We start from the raw sequence: 15,115 nt of genomic DNA, 5'->3' as shown, positions 1-15,115 counted from the left end.
GAATGCAGCAAGTCTCCATTCTTATACCTGTACTGAACGAAGCTGAAAACATTCTTCCGCTGTTCTATGAAGTAAAAAAATATGTACCAGAAAATTTTGAACTGCTGTTCATTGATGACGGAAGCTCTGATACAACTTTTACAGAGATACAGCTATTAGCATTACGAGACGACCGGGTAAAATGCATCTCGTTTTCACGGAATTTTGGTCATCAACATGCATTGATGGCTGGAATGGATTATGCAAATGGTGATTACATCGTTACAATGGATGGCGATTTACAACATCCACCCTCATGCCTGCCCGTTATTCTTGAACAGTTAAAAAAAGGATATGATATTGTTCTTACTAAAAGGATGAAAACCGAAGACCTCGGTTTTTTTAAGAGAGTATTCACACGTTTATTTTATCGTTTTATTAATTTTTTATCAGACATACCGATTGAAGAAAATGTCTCAGACTTCCGAGGGTTTAACAGAAAAGTTTTGATTGCCATCCGGAAGTTTGAAGAAAGAGACTTATTCCTGAGAGGCATTTTCAGTTGGGTGGGCTTTAAAAAAGTGACGATCCCTTTTGATGCACCTTCTCGTTTACATGGAGCAAGTAAATATGGTTTTGCTGCCATGATGAAATTGGCGTTGAGAGGAACGACCTCATTCAGCTTTAAACCATTACGCATTTCACTATTGATAGGTACCATTGTTTCCCTTATTTCATTTGGATTACTTACGGTCACCATCATCAGTTATTTCCAGGGCAAAACAGTTCCAGGTTGGGCTTCGTTAATGACGGTTGTAACGTTTATGGGAGGCATTCAGTTACTAGTAATTGGTTTGATGGGCGAATATATTGCCAGTCTGTTCAGAGAAAGTAAACGGCGACCATTGTATATTATTGATGAGATGATCAATGTTGATTAGAAAGCATCCCAGTCGCCGGTTTGAATAAACCAACTAACATTAAGCAATGCTTTGTCTTCTTCCTTTAATGGATTTCCATAGAATACCATTTTCTTCGGCTGAAATAATTCAGGCAATCGAAAAAAACCTGTTCGGTCAGAATTAAATTGATCTCTTGCAGACAGCATTACCACAGTCACACACTTGTTTTTTATTGCACTTTGACCAATAAACCGATTTAGAAAAGAAATTGCTTTACGATCAATATAATGATATTCCATCACCACCAGAACTTTTATGCTTTTTCTTTTCACAACTCTTACCACTACATTTCCTAAAATCCTTGTTCCCTCATTGTAAGTATAGCACAAATAATTTGTTCCCGGCTTCTTCAGATATCGCCACTTCATATAAGCAGAAGACCGCAGGATCATTGTTCGACCTCTAGCCAAAGTTTCAGCATACTGATCTTGTAACGCCGAAAATAATTCCCCTTGATTTTCAAGTCTTTTACCATTAGTAAAAAAATAAGGTTTAATATAAAACTGCAGATCTTTTATATACTTAAATCCAGACCGTGTTGCCCCGGCAAGATTATTATGGTTGGGAAATCCAAAGAGGAAATCATTTTCACCGCTACTTTTCTTAAGCGCATTCATACATTGATTAAAAAAGAACTTGCCTCTGTATTCAGGCAGTACAGCTACGTCACCCGCATTCCATGCTGTAAACAGCCTATTCCCTTTTATTAGAGTAACTGGGAACATTGATACAGAACCCACGAGTTTATCATGTTGCTGAATCACCGCTATCTTTGCTTTCCCTGCCGGGCTGTTGTATTTCCATGTGTAATGCTCGACTGTAAATAATTCTTCACTGATCTTACTTTGTTGAATCAATTCTTTAAATGCTATAGAATGAAGCATGCAAAACTGCTCCTTGTCAATTTCTTCGAATGTAGATACAGTAATATGTTCGCTACTCATGCTTCATTTGTTTAACTGCATCTAATTCTTTATCTCTTTTTTCAGACGTAAAAAATCTGAAAGCTGATTGTCTTTCAATGTTACCAAGTAATTCTTCTGTATGACTCTTGCCAACATGCAACACCACTTCAATTGAAGCAAAGTTTCTCTTTGCAGCTTTTTCTAACCCACTTATAATATTTTCATGGAACATATTTCCTGAATAAAGAATTCCCATTGATTCTTGTCTCTTATTGTATTTATTCGCTTTATTCATCTTTACCAATAATTTCATTAAAGTGAATTTTAGGAGGTTGCCAACGAAGTACCCATGAAAAAAATGTTTCCATTCCGAAATATAAAAAGGTTCATTTGGCACACGAATAAAAGGCACGTCGTGTTTTTCTGATAAATCTGAAATTACTCTAAACAGGCATGGCACCATATGGATGTAATTATGGCTATCTAAAGCCACTATATGACTCGGCCTAAGTTGGCTTTTCACAAGGTTGATCTGTGCATCCCATTCACGCCAAACCTGCTCAATAAAAATTTCCCTTCGCTTGCCGCCCCAAAGATGAATCTGTAATGCCTTTATAAATCCCACTTTAAATCTTCCTTGCTTATCAGTCAATAGGGATACATTGTCGGGTGATGACACAGCACTAAAATCGGTTAGATTTAAATGAATAGATAAACGTACTGGAAGATGAGTGTTTTGTCGAATTGATTGCTGAACAATTGGAAGCAATGAAGCATTTGCTAGTACACTAAATCCATCAATAAAACCATTCTCCCAACAGGAAAGAATTTTTTCTGTTGAGCTCTTTGTTAAACAAGCATCATCGGAATGATAATAAATCTTCATCTTTTTTATTGATCGTTGATAATACCTGCCTCTAATGCTCCTGCCGGTAATTTTAATGAAAAGGAAGGTGGTAAAAGGTTACCAATTAACCGCATTCCAAAATAGTTAAAAAAATACCGTAGAGGATAGTGAACCCATATTCCTTTTACAAATTTTTTTGACTGTTTAGGGCTTTTTATTGAAAGTGCATGTTCAAGCATCAATCCCATTCCTTCAATAGAGGGAATATTAATATGTTCACCCGGTATAAAATAGGGCCATTTTTTTTTCAACGCCTTCCTTGCGAAGGAAGAATAATCCGGGCATGCAAGAAACAATAAACCTTGGGGCTCTATCAGAGGCAATAGCTTTGTTATAAAAATGGATGGATCCTGTACATGCTCTAAAACCGCTAAAGTGATAACAAGGTCAAAAGAACGACCGTTCAATACCCTAGTTAAATCTTCCTGGTTAAAATCAGCACTTATCCAATCAATGCCAGTCAGATGCTCAATAAGTGCTGGCCTTTCATGAAAATCTATCGCCACACCCATCGAATTAGGGAAGCGCTGTTTAATTAAAGCAGAAAGCGTCCCGTTACCTGCGCCAATATCTACCCACGTAAAAACAGAATCCATAGCAATCTTCTTTTTCATTTTCCTGATAGCATGGTCTAACAATTGAACATAAAGCGCATGTAAAGGAGACTCTTTACGTAAAGCAGCCGTTGAAGACTGAATACCGCCGTTGAAAGAATTGTACAATCGCTTTAATTCCTCTGTATCTGGAACAGGATTCGTTACCGCAGAACCGCAATTACTGCATTCATAAATATCGTAGCTTCCAATTTCTTTATTAGAGGGATGAAATTGATCTTTGTATTTTAATATCAAATGGCTGCTTTTACAAAAGCAACAACTATAAGCATCCATTTTGTAACTATCAGTTTAGGTCCTGTTATAATAATTGTAATTTAGCATTAAAATTATAGTAAAACGAAGTTCACTTGAAAAAAACATTTCAATCCATTTTACTGATTTCAATTGTTTTTCTCATTGCCTATTCTCCTCTTGCTTCGTTTCTTTTTGCTTTAAAAAACGACATGTTCATAGGGTATTTGCCACCCCGATTTTTAATGGGTGAGGCAATACACAGTTATCAGCTCCCATTATGGAATCCCTACATCTCTTTTGGTTTACCATTTTATGGAGATATGAGTTCGTCTTATTGGAGCCCGCTTACCTGGCTCATCGCTTCAACAACAGGATATAACCCGTATACATTAACAATTGAAGTACTGATTTATTTATTATTGAGTGGTGTGGGTATGTATTGCCTGAGTGGGCATTATTCAAAGAATAAATATGTGCGACTGATTGCCGCAATTTCCTACATGTGCAATGGTTACATTGTGGGGCACCTGCAACATCTTAATTGGTTAAGTGGTGCGGCCTTTCTCCCATGGAGTTTGTGGGCATTAGAAAAACTGCATCGGGAACGTAATTTGAAATCACTTCTACTTTCATCTTTATCTTTTTACCTACTTATCTCTTCCTCGCATCCTGGCATCATCATTGGCACTATCTATTTTTTTACTGCCTATGTTATCTTAAAACTCTATACTGATTTTAAATTAACCGGCACGGCTGGCTTACTTAAAAACACAAAATTATACTCATTATTTATTGGTTGCTTGTTATTACTTTCTGTCGGCTTAATTGCCGGGTATAGTGATATCATCCCCTACTTCGACAGAAACCAGACTGTTGACCTATCGCTTAGTTTAAATCAAAATACAGGCTTAAAAAGTTGGATAAGCAGTATATTACCTTTTGCAACAACCAGTGGAGATAACTTCTTTAAAAATGATCCTGCATTCAGGAATATTTACTTTGGCCTGATCATGTTCTTATTGTTTCTCGCTTCGCTGTTTACTGCAAAATCAAAACAACAAATTTTCTTTCTTGTAACCGGGAGTCTTTTTTTATTGATCTCACTGGGAGGTTTGCTTAAACTATTTACTGGAAAATTTATACCCCTTCTTGGTTATGTAAGAGTAAATGCCGAATTCCGGATTTTTGCAGTGCTATGTTTCATTATTGCAACCATTATTTTCTTTGATCGATTAACAGAAACAAAAGAAAGCTACTTAAAGAAACTGAAACCATACTTTTTTGTTTTCGTTGGAATATTGTCAGGCCTTTTACTATTTAGTGCTATAAATCTTTTATCAGGCGGGGAAAGTGTTATTCACTTTATGAATAAGGTTAATGGAAGCCTGTTTTCCCGTGACACAGTTAAGCAGCTGCTTGATAAAATCAGTATTTACGATACACTATTTGTTCAATGCATTATACAAATCCTTCTTCTACTCCTTTTAATAAGAGCATTCAAATATAACCAGCTGAAGAAAATATTTATGATCGCATCGCTGGACATTATTCTTGCCACTTTGCTAAACTTGCCCTTTACAGGTGTTGGCAAAGTGCCAGTGTCCACCATTTCATCCATTCAAAAAAAATCACCCGTTGGCATTCCTGCACCAACCTTACAAGCTGTAAGAGATAATGATACAATACCCTATGACGAAGTGAAGTTAATTGGCGATTGGAGCTTTTACAGTAAGCAGCCTGGCGCTGCCAAACCAGCATTATACCCGGTTAAACTTATTAACAACTATACTTACTACTACGAAGCAGCAAAAGACACAACCCTTCGCATAACTGACATGCCATTTGTGTATATTACGAATTCGATTGCAGAAAAAAAACCAAAGAAAACAAGAGATGTTGATCAAGAAAATATCGTTTCTTATAAAACAGGAGAATTGCATTTAAAGGTCGCCACCGATACAGCAAGTTATATAGTGATGTTACAAAATTTCTTTCCGCACTGGTGCTATAAAAAGGATGGCAAAGTGTTCTCAGTTCAACAAGCGGGTATAAACTTTATTGGCGTGCCGCTTGATAAAGGCGAAAACGATTTGACAATATTTTTTAACCCTGTAAGAATAAAAGCTGCGCTATTCCTTTCGGGGATAACGTTTATTATTTTCATCACTCTATTATTGTGGCCACGCATAAATCGTTTTACTTTTAAAGCATTGCTGCAATGATAAGCCTACCTCACTCGTATAAAATAAAATACCTGCTGATCAGCATCGCTTACGTGTTCTTTCTGTATCTACTTTACCGGCACACCGGCATTATTACTGTGAATGAAGCAGAAAAATATATTGTGGCTTCGCAGGAATTTCTAAAGGGCAACATTGCCTATACGTTTGAGCATCATTTATTTTATAGTAGCTATGTTTTATTTATCACTCCCTTTTACGCTCTAGGAGGCGTTATCGGGGTTGTTATTGCACAGGTTGTATTTAATATCCTTGCCGCAATCTGCTTAAAAAAATCAATTGATCTTATATTACCCGGCAATAAAGTTTCTACACTTGGCTCTTTGATCTTTTTATTCAGTTATCCAATTCAATACTGGACATTAACCCTTTTTAGCGATAACTTTTTTGTATGTCTTATCAGTATTTGCCTCTATTACACAATAAAGAAAAAGACAATGCCAGAAAAAATTTTCTGGTTGTTTCTTTTACTTATCCAGGTATTTTCCCGTCCTCCAGGTGTTTTTTTATCAACTGTATTTGGATGTTACTATCTCTACACGGAAAAAATTGTTTCAACTTCAAGACTTTGGGCATTAGTAGTGATTCTATTCCTTTTTTTATTTTCAATTCTCTTTTTTATACCTGTTGAAACAAGTGGGTATATTAAACCTATTGCAGCAGGTGCTATCATCGTTAATAAACCGGATTACGATGTTCCGGAATTTAATGGACTTGAAAAGAGTACCCTAAGTGCAGCATATTCCTATCTATTTGAGCACAAAGGCTTTTCCCAAACACTAGGTTTATACTTTCGTAAGCTCGGTTCATTCTTTACATTAACAAGACCGTATTATTCGAAACTTAACAACAGCATTCTGTCGCTTCACTATTTACTTTACTTCCTTGCAATAGGAGGCTTGTTCCTTTTGAGAAACAAAATGCAATTGCTTATCTTTTTCCTCGTAGTCATGCTTTTAATTGCCAACCTTACTGCCTTAACTTATAATGAATGGCATTACAGATTTACGTTAGCAATTTTCCCTTTTCTAATTGTACTTTCTGTCCTTTCATTCAACTACATTTTAACAGCGGTATGGCCAAGAATGAGGAAATGATCGAAAGTTCTCTCTATTCAATTAACCCCATATTTACATTTATCATTCTGTTATCAAGCATAGGAAATGCTTGATCATAGTGAGCATTCATTATCAACCTAAATGTGTTAACAGTGCAAACGGAATCAGGCATTTGAAAATCTTCTTTGCTTGGAGAATAAATTGCCAGGAAATTATTAAACTCAATGTATTTTCTGTTCTCCAATTTTGAATTACGAAGGCCATGATCACTCAACAAGACAATGATTGAATTTGGTTTTTTTGCCTGTATTGAATCAATCATTTTTAAAGACACGATATTGCAATACTTAAGGTACTGAATATAAGATTCAATATTTCTCGTTTTATTCGATTCTACGTACGCCATACCCATACTCCGCAGTCTGCCACTGCTGTCACGCAGAAACGGGCTATGTGGCATCATGAAATGCGAATACATAAACACCGGACCAATTTCACTTTCGATTGTTTCAAATGATCTTTTTATAACCTCCTGGTTATAATTATCAATACGGGCTGGGAAATCGTTAATGAAGAAATGAAATGAATTTGAGTTGACCGAACACAAAAGATCATTTATCAATACGCTCCCAAATGTCTTGTCCAACATTAAACGCTTCTTAATAGGCAGAAAAAGATAATTAAGTGGTTCTGTTTGCTCAACTTCGAAGAAACTATGATTCACAATCTTATACTGATTGTTACGAAAAAAATGCGTCAATTTATTTTCCTTAATTGCATCAGCGCTTTTGCTATATCCAATTGCGGACGAAACCTCTGTTTTACTTACACCATCGATATATGACATGTTCAGTAAGGATAAAACAGAAAAGGGCGTACCATTGTAATTACTATTTGAGTTTTGAGCTACATGAAATGATCTTTTCTTTAAATCCTCAACAAATTTGCTATTATCAATTCCATACCCACTGTTTAATGTATATAGCCCTGCATATTCATCAAACTGAAGAATATATATATCAGGATATTTCTTGCTTGATAGATCTGTAAGCTGTATGTCTGCTGTTACATATGGCTGAACTTTCGTTTTCCCCGAATGATATACTGACTTGCCAACTTCAATGACAATAAGAATAAAAACCAATAAGTTCAGATAAGCACTCAATTTCCTGGCATTTTGCACTGAAAGTTTGAAGACAATAAACAGAACTAAGAGCGCAAGCAGAAAAAGAAAAGAGAGATAAAAACTATATGATGAAAGCATTTTTAGGCCTACTGTTACAACAAGCCAATCCTTGATTGTTTTAAAAAACAGATAACATATCGTGACCCATACCAGGAAAATCAATGCTTTCTCTTTTTGTAAAAAAATCTTAAGCCCTAAAAATAAAAGAAGCATCGAACCGCTTATACTGGCAAAAGCTACAATCCCGGAACTAAAAGGGATCAATCCCCAAAACTGATTTGTTGCATCGAGTACAAAGTACAAGGGTAACGTAGCAAGAACAGAATGTTTCCTAACTGCCTGAATAACCTTCTTTATCGAAGTGAAAGTATTTGCACCTTGTATAACCATTTCTTGATATTCTCTTTGCTTAATGAACTTGTAAGTCTTGTTTGTATTCAATCTGCTGTTGTGAGAGTAATGAAAACAACAATCTGAACTGATTAACATTACTCATATTATCATACCATTTATTTGGCATTCCTGCAGGCAAATAAACTGCATTCAACGAGTTGAACTTTGATATTGTATCTTCAGGATTAAGTTGATCCCGCAAACCATGATCGCTCATTAACATTACCACAGCATTTCCATTTGTTTTGGTTTTTATCTTTCTTAAAAAATCAGATACAACCCGATTTGCATAAACAAGATACTGCAGATAGGCATCCATTCGCTGTTTCTTAGTAATAGCTTCTGAAGTAAGAAACGCCATATTAATCATCCCTGTACTATCAGTTGCATAAGGAGCATGAGGCATCATCAAATGGATATACGAAAAAGTGGGGGCATTTAAATTCTCTCCACTTTTATTGAGCACATCATTCAACACATTACGGCTCACATCAACTTGCCTGGTGAATAGATTCTTCAAAAGATTCTTGTTCCCTGACTTCCTTGCAAAAAAATATGGGAACGACTCAATGACCCGATCAAAAAAAGTGGGATGAAGGATCAGCCAATAATCAGTAGGTAGAAACCGGTTAGAATAACGAGACGCATGTTCCTTCATCCTGAATGGCGAATAGTTAAATACCGAATAACCAAGTTCTTCAAAAGTTGCAAAAGCTTTATTGTAATAGATAGCATTCATTCCGTTACGAAAGCTTTCTTGTGTGTATACAGGTTTGTTTTTGTGAGTTTCGATATACTCACCATTTAAAGTAGAAGCCATGGAAAGAACAGTATAGTGATAATTACTACTGGCATTCCTTATCACTTTGAACCCCAGGCTGTCAAGTGTATTTACAAAACCAGCATTTGAATATTTGAAATATTTTTCGAGCGTTTCACTGCCTGCATATTCATCGAGTACTATAAAATAAACGGACGGGAGGTTGGCATTAGGGACATTTTGTCTACTAGCCGACATGAAAGATTTTGGCGGTTCTTTATGAGTAAGCGATTGGATACAGATCATTATACATTCATAGCAAACAAGAATAACCAAAGCAGACTTAAGAAACAACAGAAACCGACTGCCTGTTATTTTGGCGAGCAATACAATAACAAGAGCAAGGAGTAAACAAGTAGCCAATAAAAACTTATCGCTTATCTGAACCCCAATCTTATTCGCCGCTGTTGCCCATGATTGCACAATGTTGTAAAAGAGAAAAAGGAAAAACGATACTGCTGTAAACAATGACGCCTTGATCTTACTTCTAAAAACGATTGTCGAAACTGCCCAATAGATAAATGAAGCTGTACACAATGCAACCATTGTTTTTGCCACAATTGAGAATGGCAGTACTTCGAAAAAAATGTTCTTAGCATGCAACGTAAAAAAAGCAATCAATCCAATAAATAGAAATTGGCTTCCTAACCTGTTTAATGATTTTACGACAACATCCATACACTTTCATCTAAAGAAAACCCGGCAGGTATATTTTACTGCCGGGTGCAACTTAATTTAAAATTATTATTAACGCATCAGGTACATTTTACCATACCCTTTGTTAAAATACTGATCTGTGTTATCGCCTTCCGCCTTGTATTTATCCAACGCCTTACCGTTGTGGTTCGTAATAACTCTGTAGAGGTAAATACCATTTGCCAGTTTATTGCCAAACTGGTCAGTTCCATCCCATTTAAAATCTGTAATATTTCTTCCCACTCTAAGTGTACCGAGCTCTGCTTTTGTTATTTCTCTTACAACTTTACCAGTGATCGTCAGGATTTGGATACGCATATTCTGAGGGATTTCTGAGCCCGTAATGGTAAATACAAAAGCGGTAGATGTTGTAAATGGATTAGGATAGTTCAGCAGATTTGAGATCATTGGTTTATTGATCACCTGGAATGACACTTTGTATTCCAACTCTCCGGCTTTATTTCCACTCTTATCCATACCCGTTACAATCAGTTCATATTCTCCATCCTGCATAAATTTCGGATACAGATCAATTGTTGCAGAATTATTTCCTGTTGTAAGATTCGCAGGTGTAAACTTCACTGAATCTGACTGCGGCTTATAGTCACGTAAAGTATTATCAGGATAACGTATCTGTATTTTCATACCCGTTGTATCATCCAACGCAAGAAAGCGGCTGTCATCTTTCAACTGGACGAAAATATGCGGTTTCGAAGAAACAATATCCCTGTTAAGAATATGTGAACCGTCGAAAGTAACATCAAGCCATGGCTTATAATTATCTGGCTTAACGTAAAAACTCTTAAAAATAAAGTTGTTAAACAGGAATTGCTCTGGTTGATCTTCATCCGGATTAACCATCAGATAGAGTGTATTGAGGCCAACAAAATCTTTACTATCAAATCTATACGACACAACAATTGAATCGCCAGAAACTAACGGTTTCTTTTTAGGAAGGTCAATTGTAATGGGTACGTTATTTTGATTGGTTACAACCAGCTTCAGTTTAAGGCTGTCAAATGCGGTTTCACTTACGTTTCGGAAAGCGATCGCAAAATTAAGTGGCTCACCTAATTCAAGAGTATCTTTAAAACTGAATGCTACGTTAGGAGCAATGGCTCCTTCCGGTACGTAATCTGCATACAACTTCCATTTGCTTAGTTGGTAAGGCGTAATTTTCTTATCGTCTTTATTATTCAAACGCAATTTAAGATAAGGGAATGCTAAAGGATTAATAAACGACAGACTTGTATCTCTTGCTTCAGTAATTGTTGACAAGAGCACTTCAATTCCTGTGCTTGTTTTCCCGATGATGTCAAGACTCGTAGTGTCTGTTATAGGTGATGTTTCAAGAGGATATCCTTTCCATTTCAGATCTTTCCATGTTTTTGCTGGTCCAAACCAAGGCGACTCAACGGCGCCTGATGTGAAATAGCCAGGTACTTCAAGTACATCACTAATTGCTTCGTTCACCAAGCCAATTTTTTGCTGAGGAATAAACATTGGGTTGTTTTTCTTATAGGCAAATATCATTGGAAGGTTACTCTTGAAATTATCAATTTCTGTAAACCCTGCATTTTTTAATGTATGATAAAGCGAATTACCAACACCCAAAACAGATTCATCGGATTTAAGAGCGGCTGTATCAGTTATTCCGAGTTGATTTGAGCCAAGATTTGTAACGACAACATAATCGCCATCCTTGACAATATTCTTAAGGAAGTTGATGGCATTTATTCTTGATGTCTGCTGTGTATATGAATACTCAAAGAAAATACGTGGAGCTTCGCCACAAGTGGCCAAACTGTTATATAAACCTGGTGCGCCTCCAAACGTGTTACGCATAGGTTCCAGTGTTTTCCCATCAAAGACATAAATTTGAAATGATCCATAACGACAACCGTATCGCTCAATATTGGTGAAATCTATTGCTACATCAATGCTTGCCTCAATGTGAAATGGATGAATTCCTGTTCTGATTTGCACCTTTCTGATTGTTGAGTCAAAGGTCATCAAACGAGTTGCAGGATCAAGCACCAAATACTTATATGCACTTTGTTTATGCTGAAAGAAATGAGATTGATTAAACCCAGTTTCTGAACCCGGTATATATACAAAACTGAAATCATTCCAAAGTATACCAGAATTTGCTTCAGGTCTCATACCCACACGCCAGTAATAGACTGTACTATCTGTGAAGGTAAACCCTGTTGGTTTAAATGAAATTGATCCTCCAATCGAGGTAACCGAGTCGGCTTTTCGCAAGCCTGAATTGAATTTCTGTGTGGAATCCAATTCGAAATAATATTTTCTTGATGTGCCTAACGGGTTAGCCGTTGAAGCATAGAAGGTAATATTCTGTTTGTTGATAATGGAGTAATTAAATGGATAAACAGGTCTTAACTCATCTTCGAAAATGAAGAATTCTTTGGTAACTGTATTATTTGTTTCACAGGATTCTTCTATAAGGTTATCAGGGTCGATTTCTACCTTGAGCTTATTGGCTCCTTTATCCCGGAAAGGATCGATAGGCAATTGCAGAAGTATTGAATCGGCGTAAGGCACCCGTCTATTTTTTTGATCATAAACCACAGTTGAATTACCGCTGGGAAATATTCTCGTAATTTTTATACGTACTGAATCCTCGGTTGCTTTCCCGATATTGACAATTTTAATGTTTGCATCGAACTTTGTTTCTGCAATTGAAATAAACTCGGGAGCAATTTTTACCATTGGAGCTTCAATAGCATAATCTGCTTTTCTCTGACTATAGAAACGAATTGCAGGATCGCCATGTAGGGTAATTTCCTCCATGTGCATACGAACATAGAAGTCATTAAAAGAATAAGTTCGTGATAAAGTATCGTTCACGTTCGCCATTATTCTGCCTATTGACTCACCATAACCATCTGTTTTAGACAACTGGTTATAAAATTCTTCGCTATAGATATGCAGGTAGTTAACTATCCCTAAGTGTGTTGATGCAATAAATGCAACAGAACCCCTATTGGGAGTCAATACCCATTTCTCCGTAATGATCATGTTTCCAGTAAGCCTTGTAGCATCAGATAAAAACATATTACCTGCCTGACATCCATTCACCAAAAGAATGGGATACTTGCCAATTGACGGATAGCTTGTGGGGTCAGATAAATTATACTCAAGTGTTGATGGAGAGGAGTGCCCAAAATAAGTGAGAAGGGAAAAACCTTCCTCAAACAGCCTGGTAATATTTGCGCTAGCAATCGTTTGAATAGCTGCCACACCTGTTTTTTGCAAGGAATAAATACTTGCACCAAAAGAAGTATCTTTCAATACGTTACCGTATTGATTAAGATAAAACCGAATTTGCTCACCTAAATAATCATTAGCACCTGCCACGTGAATAACGTTTTTCTTCCATAACTCATCATTAATAACACAGGAATTACTGTTATAAAATGTTTCGTAAGTCTTTACTTTATCGAGATAGGCCTTAACCTCGTTACCATTTACAACCGTCAATCGACCTATTGGTATTTTGGGAACAATACTACCATCTGCAGAAGCGAGAGACATATCTGACGCCGGGTTCCCAAAAGTTGGTACCAAATTAAGTTGGTCGATTGTTGGAGTAGATTCCGCCGCACGATAGTTTGTATAAACAACTCCTTTCCCAATTATTAAACAATAAGAAGGTCTCTGAGCAAAACCTGAGTATGCAAAGCGGAGGAAATTTTTGATCGCATAACCATTGTTTTTTACACCATATCCAAACTGATCAAGAATATCCTGTACATCATAAATTTTTGCATTATAACCGCCGCCAGTTGTGCTACTACGATATAAGCGATATTGTTCTACTTGATTCACTCCATTTGCGTCTGAATACAGGCGAGGGTTTGAAATAATAATATAATTTCCTTGGTTGGCTGGTAATGCGTAATTGGTAAAATTGCGTGAAATGAAACTTGATACAGACCGGATATTCCCTCCATCCTGGCTTACAAGTACAAGTTTTCGATCAGAAGCAGAAGCAGGTAATACAACTCGTATCTGTGTTGGAGAAACAATACTTGCTGTTATGCGAAGACCATTTGTAAGATCGTACATCACAGGAGGAATAGAACCTCCAAAATTAAAATTATCAATAATTAGATTGTTGCCTGTTGCACTGGCGGGTAAGTCAAACTCAAAATTTGTTTGACCACCAAAATTAAATTGTCTTGGATAGCTTAATTCATACATCCCTACAACAATCCGGTCTGTTGCCACAGCTGCCGGATCAAGAACATTCACACGAAACTCAACATTTGCAGTATTGCCGGAAATTAGTGAAAGAGGAATATTATTCGCATTTTCATCAATAATTGAATTGAAATAATTCATTTCACGATCAGCAACTAACGTTCCATTGATATAAGCCTGAACTGTACGGATATTTAATGCCCTGCCAACAGCTGAAAATTTTAGTTTTGCATTTGGACCTGAAGGCGCAACATATAAATTTGTTTGTGAAGAAACCAAAGGGTTAGCTGATCTAAATTCCGCACTTGTAAAACCTTCACCTCTGTCAAATGAAGATGAGTAAACATAACTCCCAACAACAGCCGCAAAACCAAGATTCAAATTATTGCGATAATAAAGTGAAGCTTTATGGGTAAAATAGGGCTCTGCCGGCAATCCAGAGGAGAGATCATTTGGGGTTTCAACAAATCGCTTATTCTGTGCAGTCGTTGTATTTACAGTGAGAAAATAAGAAGATGTATCTGTGTACAAACTCCAGTTATCGTTGATTTGGTATCCCGGATCGAGATACATTCGTTTTTCCCATTTACCGTCATTCACTTGCCCCCAGAACTCTATGAACCCATTTGCTGGTAATGTTCCGCTTGCAGCAGATGTATAAACCGGCACCTGCTGGCCATTACGCCACAATTGGAAATGCGATGCATCTGCATTGGCAATGCCCATTACACTTAACTGAGCCTGCGATATACGATAAACGCCTGTTGCGCCAACTTTAAACTTGTAATAGGTTTTATTAAAATCAATCCACTCATTCATATACGACTGAGCGGTAATACTTGCAACTGCACAAAGCAATATGGTAACGGAGAGTAAAAAGCGTTTCATTGC

General features: G+C 36.7%; 9 protein-coding genes. 3 read left to right on the top strand and 6 right to left on the bottom strand.

All coding sequences use genetic code 11. The annotated features are described in order from the left end of the window. The first annotated feature begins 2 nt into the window (after positions 1-2). Complete coding sequence (locus WG954_RS11745) at positions 3-920, top strand: glycosyltransferase family 2 protein (protein WP_340436679.1); 918 nt, start codon at positions 3-5, stop codon at positions 918-920. Here the strand turns inward: WG954_RS11745 and WG954_RS11740 are convergent. Genes WG954_RS11740 through WG954_RS11730 form a run of 3 tightly spaced genes read right to left on the bottom strand, consistent with a single transcriptional unit; the run spans position 917 to position 3,643 of the window. Then, positions 917-1,885, bottom strand: coding sequence for a GNAT family N-acetyltransferase (locus tag WG954_RS11740; RefSeq protein ID WP_340436678.1), 969 nt, complete (start codon positions 1,883-1,885; stop codon positions 917-919). The genes WG954_RS11745 and WG954_RS11740 overlap by 4 nt on opposite strands. Next, entirely contained in the window at positions 1,878-2,732 is an 855-nt protein-coding gene (locus tag WG954_RS11735) for a ChbG/HpnK family deacetylase (RefSeq protein ID WP_340436676.1), read from the bottom strand. The genes WG954_RS11740 and WG954_RS11735 overlap by 8 nt, the downstream gene beginning before the upstream one ends. A gap of 5 nt (positions 2,733-2,737) precedes the next feature. Then, entirely contained in the window at positions 2,738-3,643 is a 906-nt protein-coding gene (locus WG954_RS11730; RefSeq protein WP_340436675.1) for a class I SAM-dependent methyltransferase, read from the bottom strand. 281 nt (positions 3,644-3,924) lie between these two features. Between WG954_RS11730 and WG954_RS11725 the strand changes: the two genes are divergently transcribed. Next, on the top strand, positions 3,925-5,826 hold the full coding sequence (locus tag WG954_RS11725) for a putative glycosyltransferase family protein (RefSeq protein ID WP_340436673.1): 1,902 nt from the start codon (positions 3,925-3,927) through the stop codon (positions 5,824-5,826). Continuing rightward, positions 5,823-6,941: a hypothetical protein gene (locus WG954_RS11720; protein WP_340436671.1), complete on the top strand. Its 1,119-nt coding sequence runs from the start codon at positions 5,823-5,825 to the stop codon at positions 6,939-6,941. The genes WG954_RS11725 and WG954_RS11720 overlap by 4 nt, the downstream gene beginning before the upstream one ends. Before the next feature lie 13 nt (positions 6,942-6,954). Here WG954_RS11720 and WG954_RS11715 read toward each other — a convergent pair whose 3' ends face one another. The 3 genes from WG954_RS11715 to porU2 form a co-directional block, all read right to left on the bottom strand. Further along, positions 6,955-8,529 carry a sulfatase-like hydrolase/transferase gene (locus WG954_RS11715; protein WP_340436669.1) on the bottom strand — a complete coding sequence of 525 codons (1,575 nt, stop codon included), beginning with the start codon at positions 8,527-8,529 and terminating at the stop codon, positions 6,955-6,957. Continuing rightward, a complete protein-coding gene (locus WG954_RS11710; protein WP_340436666.1) occupies positions 8,498-9,577 on the bottom strand; it encodes a sulfatase-like hydrolase/transferase in 1,080 nt (359 codons plus the stop codon). The genes WG954_RS11715 and WG954_RS11710 overlap by 32 nt, the downstream gene beginning before the upstream one ends. A 471-nt stretch (positions 9,578-10,048) precedes the next feature. After that, on the bottom strand, positions 10,049-15,112 hold the full coding sequence (porU2, locus tag WG954_RS11705; protein WP_340436664.1) for a putative type IX secretion system sortase PorU2: 5,064 nt from the start codon (positions 15,110-15,112) through the stop codon (positions 10,049-10,051). Positions 15,113-15,115 lie beyond the last annotated feature (3 nt).

Source organism: Lacibacter sp. H375, from assembly GCF_037892425.1.
Lineage (GTDB): Bacteria > Bacteroidota > Bacteroidia > Chitinophagales > Chitinophagaceae > Lacibacter.
Note: the sequence above shows the minus strand (reverse complement) of the source record. Positions and strands in the feature narration are given on the sequence as shown.

Coding starts and splice junctions, on each gene's coding strand:
- WG954_RS11745 (WP_340436679.1), top strand. CDS start 3: ATGCAGCAAGTCTCCATTCTTATACCTGTACTGAACGAAGCTGAAAAC.
- WG954_RS11740 (WP_340436678.1), bottom strand. CDS start 1,885: ATGAGTAGCGAACATATTACTGTATCTACATTCGAAGAAATTGACAAG.
- WG954_RS11735 (WP_340436676.1), bottom strand. CDS start 2,732: ATGAAGATTTATTATCATTCCGATGATGCTTGTTTAACAAAGAGCTCA.
- WG954_RS11730 (WP_340436675.1), bottom strand. CDS start 3,643: ATGGATGCTTATAGTTGTTGCTTTTGTAAAAGCAGCCATTTGATATTA.
- WG954_RS11725 (WP_340436673.1), top strand. CDS start 3,925: ATGAGTTCGTCTTATTGGAGCCCGCTTACCTGGCTCATCGCTTCAACA.
- WG954_RS11720 (WP_340436671.1), top strand. CDS start 5,823: ATGATAAGCCTACCTCACTCGTATAAAATAAAATACCTGCTGATCAGC.
- porU2 (WP_340436664.1), bottom strand. CDS start 15,112: ATGAAACGCTTTTTACTCTCCGTTACCATATTGCTTTGTGCAGTTGCA.